General features: G+C 72.2%; 9 protein-coding genes. 1 reads left to right on the top strand and 8 read right to left on the bottom strand.

Going from position 1 to position 11,371, the window contains the following annotated elements:
* Window positions 1-255: 255 nt before the first annotated feature.
* The 3 genes from ACHFIV_RS08160 to sigJ form a co-directional block, all read right to left on the bottom strand.
* Window positions 256-474 (bottom strand): MbtH family protein, encoded by a 219-nt coding sequence (locus ACHFIV_RS08160; protein WP_398965099.1) that lies wholly within the window; start codon window positions 472-474, stop codon window positions 256-258.
* 921 nt (window positions 475-1,395) lie between these two features.
* The gene (locus tag ACHFIV_RS08155; RefSeq protein ID WP_398965097.1) at window positions 1,396-1,869 is read right to left on the bottom strand and encodes an SUKH-3 domain-containing protein; all 474 of its coding nucleotides are present in this window, start codon (window positions 1,867-1,869) and stop codon (window positions 1,396-1,398) included.
* A 102-nt stretch (window positions 1,870-1,971) separates the two neighbouring features.
* Complete coding sequence (gene sigJ / locus ACHFIV_RS08150) at window positions 1,972-2,859, bottom strand: RNA polymerase sigma factor SigJ (RefSeq protein WP_398965096.1); 888 nt, start codon at window positions 2,857-2,859, stop codon at window positions 1,972-1,974.
* Window positions 2,860-2,960: 101 nt separating this feature from the next.
* Between sigJ and ACHFIV_RS08145 the strand changes: the two genes are divergently transcribed.
* Window positions 2,961-3,323 carry a hypothetical protein gene (locus ACHFIV_RS08145; protein ID WP_398965094.1) on the top strand — a complete coding sequence of 121 codons (363 nt, stop codon included), beginning with the start codon at window positions 2,961-2,963 and terminating at the stop codon, window positions 3,321-3,323.
* Between the two features lie 450 nt (window positions 3,324-3,773).
* On the opposite strand, the gene ACHFIV_RS08140 is transcribed toward ACHFIV_RS08145, so the two are convergent.
* Genes ACHFIV_RS08140 through ACHFIV_RS08120 form a run of 5 tightly spaced genes read right to left on the bottom strand, consistent with a single transcriptional unit; the run spans window position 3,774 to window position 11,068 of the window.
* Window positions 3,774-6,575: a hypothetical protein gene (locus ACHFIV_RS08140; RefSeq protein ID WP_398965093.1), complete on the bottom strand. Its 2,802-nt coding sequence runs from the start codon at window positions 6,573-6,575 to the stop codon at window positions 3,774-3,776.
* Complete coding sequence (locus tag ACHFIV_RS08135) at window positions 6,572-7,684, bottom strand: AAA family ATPase (protein WP_398965091.1); 1,113 nt, start codon at window positions 7,682-7,684, stop codon at window positions 6,572-6,574. Before ACHFIV_RS08135 ends, ACHFIV_RS08140 begins: the two co-directional genes overlap by 4 nt.
* Window positions 7,685-7,737: 53 nt before the next feature.
* Complete coding sequence (locus ACHFIV_RS08130) at window positions 7,738-9,162, bottom strand: vWA domain-containing protein (RefSeq protein ID WP_398965090.1); 1,425 nt, start codon at window positions 9,160-9,162, stop codon at window positions 7,738-7,740.
* A complete protein-coding gene (locus ACHFIV_RS08125; RefSeq protein WP_398965088.1) occupies window positions 9,159-10,550 on the bottom strand; it encodes a hypothetical protein in 1,392 nt (463 codons plus the stop codon). Before ACHFIV_RS08125 ends, ACHFIV_RS08130 begins: the two co-directional genes overlap by 4 nt.
* Window positions 10,550-11,068 carry a hypothetical protein gene (locus tag ACHFIV_RS08120; protein WP_398965086.1) on the bottom strand — a complete coding sequence of 173 codons (519 nt, stop codon included), beginning with the start codon at window positions 11,066-11,068 and terminating at the stop codon, window positions 10,550-10,552. The genes ACHFIV_RS08125 and ACHFIV_RS08120 overlap by 1 nt, the downstream gene beginning before the upstream one ends.
* Window positions 11,069-11,371: the final 303 nt, after the last annotated feature.

Here is an 11,371-nt window from a genome sequence, read left to right as displayed (position 1 = left end):
GCCGGGATCGCATACCGGGCATGCCGTCCCGATAGGAGACCGCGTCGTCTCAGCTCATCGGAGGAGGCCGCACGGCGGCCGAATGAATGAACACCCAATGAAGGGCACATGAGCATTTCGGCGCAAGGTGGGCGGACACCTGCTCACGACTTGATCGATCCTGCTCACATGCGAGCGAGATTGATCAAGTCGGAGTGCCTGCATGCTGCTCGGCCCGAGGAGACCTCAGGCGGCCTCCGGTGGCCGGCCACCGGCCTACCTGACGTCGGCCCTCGTCAGCCGCACCAGGCCGGCGGGCCGCATGTCCGTCCAGGCCCGCTCGATCACGTCCAGACATTCCTGACGTGACCCCTCCGGCCCTTCGGTGCGCCAGCCGCCCGGCACCTCGACGTGCGCGGGCCACAGCGAGTACTGGCCCTCGTCGTTCACGAGCGCCACGAACCGGCCCGCCTCGTCATCGAAAGGATTGGTCACGGCCGTCCCCCACTTGTTCTCACTCTTTCCACGACACATTCATCAGTTGCGCTTGGGCGTACCGCGTCGGCCGCTTTCCCGCGACATTCCACCGGCCCCCGAACTCCCTCAGCGCGACCCCGGACACGCGGAACGGAGATTCGTCACGCCTCCGCGTAGCGCGAGACGCCTGGGACCGATCCGGGGATAACCCGACTCCGTCCGCCCGCCAATCACATTAGAGGACCCGAGGCAACGAAAGGCGCGTATTCGCCTGGTTACTCACAAGTATCGAATCGGCGAGGAGGGGGAGCACCCGCCGGGGGAATATGCCAACAAGCCATGGGCTGAGATTATCGGCCACCCGATGTCCCAATGGTGCAGGTACCACTTGATTTGGGCCGCGCACTTTCGGAAGTCCCCCGGTGTGCGCCCGCGTACTTCCGTTTCACACGGAGATCACGACAAGCTCCCATGCGCCGGGTGCGCGCCCCCTACCCGGTCGGGGAACCGGCCAGTCCGGCCGTCGCCCGTCCGTCCCGGGGCCGGCCGATCACCGGCTTCGGCGCCTCCGGCGGCCCGCCGCCGCTACGTCCTGAACGAGTACGAGGCCGGGAAGTGACGGCAGGAGCGCTCGCACGGCCGGTCCGCCGGTCGTCCCGCCACCCGGGATCACCGGTCCGGCTGTCGCGGGAGGGCACGGGCCACGAGGCGCGCCACCGCGCCACCGCGCCACGGCGCCGGAGTGAGCCACGAGGGCCCTGGAACCGTGGCGACCGCCCTGCGGGCGGACCGGCGAACGGCGCACGTCCCCCACGGGGGCGGGCCGTCCGGACACCTGGACACGGCGGTCCGGTCGCGCCGGGGCGGGGGCAGTGCCTGTGGCGCGGGCCGTTCCGACGACCCGAGGAGTCGGCCGGGTGACGCGTCGGCGGGGCGCGCTCAGACGAAGTAGTCCTCGGCGTCCCGCATGTCGCCGCTCGTCAGGCTGATCAGCGCCTCGTACTTGTCGCGTCCGAGGAGATACGCGCCGGTGTGGTGCGACAGGAAGAACCGGCCGTTCTCATCCATGAGCACGGTGGCGCCGTCATACGTGTCGTGTCCCACCGGGAAGAGCCGCACGCCGAGGGCTCCGCCGAGATCGCGGATCTCCTCGGCGTCCCCCACGAAGACCAGGCGCGGCGTGAACACCACGTCGTTCTCCGGTGCGGTGTCGAGGGTGGCCCGGAGGAACGCGTGCTCCCGGACGAAGGCGAGGGCCGGTGCGGAGGGCTCGATCTCCACGCCGTAGAAGCGGTATCGCCCGGTCACGGCCGCCAGGGCCTTCGCGGCCTCCTCACCGACGTCGCGCCCGGGACGCCACCCGGCCGCTGCCAGCCAGGCGTCCACGTCCCCCTCGGTGCTGAGCCTGCCCATCCTCGCCCTCGTCTCCTGTGCGCACACACCGGCCGGGACGGCCTCCGCCCGGTCCGGCCCATGGGCCCCACGTCACGCTTCGGAGCGGACGGTCCGCTGCCGTCACGCCCACGGTCCCAGCTTCTCGGGATTGCGGAACACCCAGATCCGGGTGACGCGCGTGCCGGCGACATCGAACGCGGCCACGGTCATGACGGCCCCGTCACGCCGGGCCACCAGGCCGGGCGTACCGTTCACCGGCCGTTCCAGGAGTTCCAGCCCCGGGGCCTGGTCGGCGATGGCGGCCATGTACCGGGCGATGCGCGTCCCGCCCTCGATCGGGCGCAGGGCTGCGCCGACGACGCCGCCGCCGTCGGCGGTCATCACGGCGGCCGGGTCGAGGATGTCGACGAGGGCAGCGATGTCCTTGGCCTCCCACGCCTCCTTGACATGCCGCACCACCTCGGCCTGCCCGGCCGTCGTGGCCGGGGACCGGCCGTCGCGCACCCGCCGCCTGGCGGATGCCGCGAGTTGTTTGCAGGCCGCGGGGCTCCGGCGGACGATGCCGGCGATCTCCGCGAAGGGGTACCGGAAGACGTCGTGCAGGACGAACGCCACCCGCTCGGCGGGCGTCATCGACTCCAGGACCACGAGAAAGGCCATGGTCACCGATTCGTCCAGCACCAGCTGGTCTGCGGGGTCGGCGCCCGGGCCGTGGTCCCGCTCGCCGTGCCCGGGCAGCGGATCGGGCAGCCACGCGCCGACGTAGCGTTCGCGCCGGGCGCGCGCGGAACCGAGCACGTCCAGGCAGATGCGGCCGGTCACCGTCGTCAGCCATGCGCCGGGGGACACGATCTCGTCCCGTCGGCTTCGCGGCAGTGCGTACCAACGGGCGTAGGCCTCCTGGACGGCATCCTCGGACTCGGCCAGCGAGCCGAGCAACCGGTAGGCCACGTTTAGCAGTTGGCGCCGCTCACCCGCCCCGTCGACGATCGTCCCGGCCTCCCCCATACTCGCGACCGCCTCCTCGCCTTACCTTTCGCGGGCCCGCGTCGTCGGGCTGGTGAGACCTTATCGATCTACTGCCTCCAGGCAGAAAAGGGGACCGTGGCATGACCGACCCGGCACCGGCACAGCGTCGCTTCCCGTTCCTGCGGATCGCGATAGCCCTGCAGACCCTGACCATCTTCCTCCAGGCCGTTTCCGCCGGTCTGCTGCTGACCTCTGCCTACGGAGAGGCGCTGCACAGCGCCGGGGCCCGGGTGATGTACGGGGCGTCGATGCTGTACGTGCTCGCGGCGGTGGTGGCCTGGAAGCCGGGTGGCGGTTCCCCCCGGCCTGTCCTGCACGCGTCGGGCTTCCTCGTCCTCGCCTCGCTCCAGGTCGTGACCGGCATCGCGCACCTGCCGTCGGCCCATCTGCCCCTGGGAGTGCTGATGTTCGGCCTGAGCCTGCTGGCACTGGCGCGGCGCTGAGTGCCCGTGCGGCTGCCCGCCGGGAGCGGCGGCCGGCCCCGCCCCGGGAGCGGCAGGCGCCGCTGCGGCATCAGCGGGGGCACGTCGTCGGTATCCCGGCCTCGGGTGGCGCAGAGGTCCTCCAGGACCTCGACCTGCCACCGGCGTAGGTGTCGTCCGCGTCGGTCATCGGACGGTCGCCGTCGACCTGGCGGAACCGCTCGGCAAGCTCCCGCCCCGGGTTTCTCTCCGCCATGGAACGTCCGTCTCCGTCCGCGCCCACGGGACTCTCCCGCGGCGCGCCCAGCACGCTGTCGACCCGGCGGTTCGGCCCGTGCCGAAGACCGCGCATCGCGGGACGGCAACCGCGCGCAGCCCGGACGACGGTGACCGCGCACCGCGGGACGGACCGCGCGCACCGTACGGACGGTGCGCGCGGTCCGTCCCCCGCTCGCCGGCCGGGGCCCTCCGTCAGGCCGCCGCCAGGAGCTCCTCCACAGCCGCCGCCGTCTCGGGATGGCGGCCGGCGAGTATCACGCCGGAAGGCGCGGGCGCCTCCTCCACCCACGTGCCCTCGTACCCGAGCAGCTCCGCCACGCCGTCGCACGTCTCCCGGTGCGCCGCGAGCAGTGCGGCACGCCCGGCCGTGCCTCCATGGGCACCCGCGGAGGCGGCCGGTGCTTCCGGGGCGGTCCGCCACGGCGGGACCCAGGCGTCCAGTGCCGCGAGGCGGCCGGGAAAGACGCGTCCGGCCTCGCGGATCAGCAGAGGGGCGAGATCGGCGCCCTCGGAGCGCAGGGTGGTGATCAGCGTCGGGAGCCAGGGCAGCAGCACCGGGTCCGGCAGCCGGGCGAAGGCGTTCGAGACTGCCTCCACCACGAAGTCCGCCAGTTGCGGCACGGGTTCCAGGGCGTGCAGGAATCCGCTGAGGTAACGCGGATAGGCCGGCACCACCAGCGGGTTGGCCAGCAGTGCGTCGCACCGCTCCCGCAGCTCGGCGCGGGACAGCTGCCCGAGCTGTACCCGGGCCGCCCACAGCAGTGCCACCCTCGACGGCTCCCGGGGGTGCGACTGCGCGAAGGCGAGGTCCAGCTGGGTCCGGTCGCAGCCGAGCGACAGGGCCAGGCCCTCCATGCTGAAGAGGAAGCCCAGCATCGCGGCGACCTGGCGGACGGTCGCGTCCTCGTCGGTGAACGCCGTCGGCAGGAGCGTGCAGTAGTGCGCGTAGCCCGTCTTGGCGAAGGACTCGATCCACGCCGGCAGCTCCGGCCGGCTGATCCGGTAGTACGCCAGGAGCCGGCGCACCCTGCGCAGGACCTCCGGCGCTCCGTCGACGCTGCGCTCGGTGGCCAGTACCTCCAGGGCGCGGGTGCCCAGTTCGTCTGCGAGGCGGCCGCCGCGCAGATGCAGCAGGGCGTCCTCGACCGCCCCGAGGACCTGCGCCGTGGTGGCGTTCGGCGCGTACGCGGCGCGGCGGAGGCGCTGTTCCAGGACCTGCTCGATGCTGACACCCTCGTAGCCGAGCTCGATGAGCGCCCGCTGGTGGGTGCCCAGAGCCAGGTCCCAGGACTCCTGGACCGACTGCTTGCCGAGCTCCCGTTCACCCATGATCGGCCGTGCGGCGCCGTGGGGCATCAGCCGGCGCAGCATCCACAGGACGTCCGAGCACTGCCGCAGGGCGGGCTGGGAGGTCATGTCCAGCAGGGCTCGCCGCACACCGCGCTGCTGGAGCTTGAGCCCCAGCGGTGCGAGGCGGTCGTGGACGTCCCGGGCCAGTGGCGGCAGCGCGTCGTAGCCGACCTGGCCGATCCGGTCGCCGCCCATGAGGATCTCCACGAGTCGGCGCACGTCACGCCTGCCCGGGACGGACTCCTTCTCGATGCAGGTGACCGCCGCGTCCTGGAAGTCGTACGGGGTGGGTCTGGCCCGGTCCCGCATGCCCGCCAGGAGGATCGAGGTCTCGAACACGGCGATGGCGTCCGCGGTGGAGGCGAGGTAGCCGTTGCGCCGGGCGGAGCGCACGATCTCCACCGACCAGCCGAGGAGTTCGGCCTCGTCGAGGCGGTCGAGGGCGGGCGGACTCTGCAGGAAGCCCGTGAGCCTGTCGGACGGCGCTTCCGCGGTCGCGGGGACGGGCGGGGCGACGGCCTTGCCGGGCTTCGCCGCCTTCCTCCCGGCGCCCGCCTGGCCCGCGAGGCGGAACGGCTGCACCCGGGTGCGCCTGAGGTTCTTCGCCCACTGGGTGGCGGCGATCGACACCGAACCGGCGGCGAGACCGAACTGTGCCTCGATCGCCGCGTGGCTGGACGGGATGAGACCGTACTGCCAGGTGCTCCCACCCGGCGGGGTGATCTCGAAGGTGTCGCTGCCGTGGACACCGAACTCCTCGACACGGCTGGACGCGTGGAACGCTCCGCAGACGTAGAGGCAGTCCCCGGGATCGGTTCCGGTCGCGGCGAGGTGCTCGCGGATCCGGGTCCACATGTAGCGCTCCCGGTCCTCGTCCACCCGCACCCGGTCGGGGTCCCCGGGGGCCAGCCGGCGGAACAGGCTGCCGATCAGGAGCATGACCTGGCGGTAGGTGTCGTGGTCGCTGTCGCCGAGGGGCAGTTCGACGTACTGGTGCCACCACTCCGACCAGTGCCGCACGCGGCCGTGGTGCAGGAGGTGCTCCTCCAGTTCGGCGAAGCGGGGCCGCAGGTCGCCGATCTCCACCCCGACGGCGTCACCGTGCAGCGCCGCCTCCTCGTCGGCGGGGGGTGCGGCGGGGTCCGTGGGCCCCGCCGCACCGGCCTGCCACTGGAACACGTGGTCCGAGGAACGGTCCACGAGGACCAGCTCGACGCCGGGGGTGTCCAGGGCGTAGGCGATGGCCTGGTACTCGGCCGACGCCTCGGTGATCGGAGCGACGACCGACAGCGGTGCCCATGCGGCGGGGAAGCCCTCGACCTCGCTCGCGAACGCCTGGACGGCCACCGGGAGCCGGCAGTTCCTGAGCTCCGGCAGAAGTGGCGCCATGTCCTCGCACAGCTCCAGGTACACCACCTTCGGCTGCTTCTCCCTCAGCCTCCGCGCCATCGCGACCGCCGACGCCGGCGAGTGGTGGCAGACGGGGAAGATCTCCAGCGGCTCGCGCCCGGCGCGGTCGACGTCGTCGACGATGCCGAGGAGAATGCTCTGGAGAGCGTCGGCCCCGTCGGCGAACTCCGAAGCGGCTGCCTGGAGTTGGCCACGCAGCGCATCGAAGGGCGTTGCCGCGCTCAGGGCGTTCACGAGAGGGTGGCGATCGCGTCGCGGCCGCCCTCCAGGAACTCCGGCCAGGAGCCGCCCTGCTCCTTGCTGCGCGGCTCGACGACGCCGTGCAGGTACTTGTTCAGGATGGCCAGGTCCTCGGGTTCGCGCCGTGCCAGCGATCCGACGAGCGAGGAGGCGAGGGTGCGGGCGGTCAGCGCGCGTTCACCGAAGAAGTTGCTGTGCAGGATCGCGTCCTCCAGTACGCCGATCTGTTCGGCGCTCGACAGTGCGGACTCCAGCTTCTCGTCGTCACTGCCGGCCGCGGCTGCCGAGGCCCGCAGGTCGGCGAAGCTCTGCAGCAGTACGTCCAGCAGGGTCGGGGGGACGTCCAGCTCGATCTGATGCCGGCGCAGCAGTTCCTCGGTGCGGAAGCGGACGATCTCCGCCTCGCTCTTCTTGTTCGTCACCACCGGGATCCGGACGAAGTTGAAGCGGCGCTTGAGCGCGGAGGACAGGTCGTTGACCCCGCGGTCGCGGCTGTTGGCCGTGGCGATGACGGAGAAGCCGGGCTTGGCGAAGACGATGTTGTCGCTGTCCATCTCCGGGACCGAGATGTACTTCTCGGACAGGATCGAGATCAGCGCGTCCTGGACGTCGCTGGTGGAGCGGGTGAGCTCCTCGAAGCGGCCGATCGCCCCGGTCTCCATCGCGGTCATGATCGGGGAGGGGATCATCGACTCCCGCGACTGGCCCTTGGAGATCACCATGGAGACGTTCCACGAGTACTTGATGTGGTCCTCGGTGGTGCCGGCCGTTCCCTGCACCACGAGGGTGGAGTTCCGGGAGATCGCGGCGGACAGCAGCTCCGCCAGCCAGCTCTTGCCCGTACCCGGGTCGCCGATGAGCAGCAGGCCCCGGTCGGAGGCCAGTGTGACGATGGAACGCTCGACGAAGCTGCGGTCGCCGTACCACTTCTGGGAGATCTCCCGGCCGAGGCCGTCGGAGCGTTCGGATCCCAGGATGAACAGGCGGACCATCTTCGGCGACAGGCGCCACGAGAACGGCTTGGGGCCGTCGTCGACCGACTCCAGCCAGTCCAGCTCTTCGGCGTACTTGATCTCGGCGGGGGCGCGCAACAGGTCGGACATGGGTGGACGGGCCTTTCTGGAGAACGGGTTCGACTGCACCGGGCCGGGCGGCCTCAGGTGAGGAAGGTCTTCAGCTCGTGGACGAGCTTGCGGATGTGGCCGGAGATGACCGGTGTCCCCTGGTCCTTGAACCGCTCCCGGAACCACGGGTTGACGGCGGCGCGGCCGGAGCTGGTCACGGAGCCCACCGGGATGAACTTCGCCCCGGAGCGGTGGATGGCGGCCATGCTCTCGAACAGCGGCTCGGTCTGCCATTCGTAGAAGTCCGAGATCCACACCACGACCGTGTTGCGGGGCTCGGCGATCTTCGGCTGGGCCAGGGCCATGGCCACCGTGCCGTCGGTGCCTCCCCCGAGGTTGGTGCGGAGCAGGGCCTCGAACGGGTCGTGCGCCCACGGGGTGAGGTCGAGCGCCTGGGTGTCGTACGCGATGAGATGGACGTCCACCTTGGGCAGGCCCGCGAAGATCGAGGCCAGGATGGTGCAGTTGACCATCGAGTCCACCATCGATCCCGACTGGTCGACGACGACGATCAGCCGCTGGGGCGTCGTCCTGCGCGCGGTGTGGCGGTAGAAGAGGCGGTCGACGTACAGCCGCTCCTCCTCCGGGCTCCAGTTGGTGAGGTTCTTCCAGATCGTGCGGTCGAGGTCCAGGTTGCGGAAGACCCGCTTGGGCGGGACCGAGCGGTCGAGCGCGCCGACGGTCGACTTCTCCACCTGTGTGCGCAGCACCTCGGCGACCTCGTCGACGAAACGGCGGATGAGGGCCTTGGCATTGGCCAGGGCCACACCGGACAGGTTGTCCTTGTCGCGCAGCAGCTGCTCGATCAGCGACATGCTCGGCGTCAGCTGTGCGGCGAGGTGGGGATCGGCGAGCACCTCGCGCAACCGCATCCGCCTGACGAGCCCGGCCTCGATGGAGCTGAGCTCCGGGCCGATCTCCGGGATGAGGCGGCTCAGGTCGGGTGTCCTGCCGCCGCCGCCCGTACCGGTCGGGCTGACTCCCGCTCCTCCGGCGCGTGCTCCGCGCAGTTCGCCGGGCCCGCACCCGAGCGCACGCTCCAGCCAGCCCGCGTCGGCCTGCCACCGGGACAGCCGGCCAGCGGTGACGTTGCCGGGAGGGTCGTGGAAGACGTTCAGCAGCACCTTCGAGACGAGCGCGGCACGCCGCACCTCGGCCGCGCCGTCACGGGCGCCGGCGGCTTCCGCCTCTCCACCGGCGTCCGGGGCCGGCACCATCAGACCGCTGAGCTCGGCGGCCAGCTCCGGATGGCGCTGCACCAGGGAGTCGACGGAGGCCTGCGGGTCGAGCAAGGCGGCGGGCAGCCCGATGTCCTCCACCACGGCGAGGCTCGCCGATTCCAGGGACGCCTGCTCCTCGGGGTCGAAGAGCCGGGCGAGGAGGCGCCAGTACATCACCTGGCGGCGGTTGTCGTGCGAGGTCTCGCCGGCCGCTCCGGGATCGTGCTGTCCGGTCATGTGCGCAGCAGCCTTCCCGCTCGCTCGCTCAGCACCCTCGCGGCGTCGGTGGCGGCCTTCTCCGCCCGGACCCCGGCCTTGTCGGCCGTCCCTCCGGCCCACGCGCCCGCGTGCACCGGGGTCACCTTCTTCCGCACGGTGGTCTCGACGGCCAGCGGCTGCACGCGGAACGTTCCGGCGTCCCAGCGGATCAGCGCGATGCACGCGCCGGACCTGGCGACGGTCTCGGGCGTGAGCGGGCCGGCGGCCGGTATGCGGTCGGTGTCCACGGCCAGTCCGGTCCCGGCGACGGTGAAGGTCACCCGGCCGTCGTCGTCCGTCCGGGCCGTGTAGCCCTCGAGGAAGACGGGCACGGCGATGTGCGCCGGATGGCGGTCCAGGGGCGCGGTGACCGGGGACGTCGCGGTGGGCAGGGCCACGCGGGCGGTGGCGAACGCCTCGGCCGGCTCTCCCGGGCGGGCGTGCGCGTCGCTCCAGACGAGGTCGCCCCCGGCGGTGACGGGCATACCCGTGAGGTCCATCGAGCGGCCTTCGCCCACCGCCGCGAGGAGCGACATGTGCGGGCGCAGCAGCTGCCAGATCCCGGCGCCGACGACCGTGTCGGGCTTCGGCACCGACACGCCGGCACGGACGAGGCGGGGGGCGGATCCGTCGGCGGGCTCGAACACCGCGTGCACCTGGGCCTGTGCGGCGGTGGCATGCTCCTGCAGGTCGACACCGAGGGGCAGCAGGCGCCCGTCGACGGTTCCCGTGACGGGCGTCCCGGCCGCGCCGGGCACCGTCAGCAGCATTCCGCGCGACCAGAGGTCGGCCCAGCGGCGCACCGGGAAGCGCTCCGCGGACGCGCCGGGGCAGGAGGCCGCGAGCTCGGCGGCGAAGCCGTCGAGGAGAGTCGCGAGGCGGCGCAGGGGCGGCTCGGGCAGCATCGCGGAGACGATCTCCGCCGCTCCGGCGACCACCTCGTGGTCGAGGCCCTGCCATCCGCAGCGCGCGAGCTCGCAGAGCCAGGCGCGGGCGGCCGTCAGCAGGTTCGCCGCCGGCTGCCCGGTGGCGACGGGTGCCACCTGCGTGCCGCGCGCGCGGCCGGCCGCCTCCTCGACGACGTTCAGCAGGGCGTCGTGGACGGAGCCGAGCAGCGCGGTCCGCGCGGCGGCCAGGGCCACGCAGTGGTCCTCGCCCGCGGCTCCGGCCGCCGCTTTCGCGGCCGCCTCGGCGACCCTGGCTGCCAGCGGTGTCCCGGCCACGGCACCGGCGAGGCGGGCCGGGCCGGCGGTCTCGGCCGGCTGAGGACGGAGCAGGCCGGCGACGAGGGCCCTGTCGAAGGCGTCGACGGCGTCCAGGGCTTCGTCCAGTCCCTCGACGGGTGCGGAGAGGAGGCCGGCGTGCATCACGCCACCGCCCGGGTGGGCGGGAAGAACTGCATCTCGGGCAGCGGTGCCGTGACCGGCGCGTGCTCGAGGTAGGCCAGGTGCCGCAGGAACCTGCTGAAGACGGACGCTGCGGCCTTGGTCGCGTCCGCCTGCGGACGGGTGCTCCTCATGGCCGAAACCAGCACCGTCCCGTCCACGTCCCCCTCCGGCACCTCGATCCTCAGATACCGGACGACGCGCTCGGCGCCGTACTGCAGGACCGCCTCGCCGACCAACGCGCCGATGTGGTTGCAGAACGACCCGCGTGCGCCGCCGCAGGGACGGTTGTTGTTGGTGCTGCAGGCGAACGCGTAGGTCGCCGCGGCCACCGACGACACGTAGACCCGCCCGATGTCCGAGCCGCTGGACACCACACCCTGCAGGCGTCCGTCGGCCAGCTCGACGAACGGAACCTTGGCGAGCTTGCGCGGCCGCGCGGGTGGTATCACCCGTGCCGTGCTCGACCTCTCCCAATCGGACAACGCGCCATCTCCCATACACAGCTGAGGGGTCGTCTCCGCCGGACCCGGCGGGAACACGACTGAACCTACTGGCGGCCACTGACAACGCGATCACGCCAGGAGGTGGCCGCGCCGTCGGCAGGGGGAGGGCGCTCGCCAGGACGCCGCCGTCCCCGGCCGGTCGACCGTGGTGAGGACCGTGCCACCGTGTGCCTCCCACGCGGCGCGAAGGCGGCGGCGCGGGAGGCGCGTCCCTGCCGTGGCCCACGGCGACCGTCTCGGCCGGGGACTTCGACGGCCACGCCGACGGGCCTGTGGGAGCGGCGAGTTACGCCTAGG

It is taken from the genome of Streptomyces sp. ALB3, from assembly GCF_044385685.1.
Classification (GTDB): Bacteria; Actinomycetota; Actinomycetes; order Streptomycetales; family Streptomycetaceae; genus Streptomyces.
The sequence above is the reverse complement of the archived record's forward strand: the minus strand, read 5'-3'. Positions and strand labels throughout refer to the sequence as shown.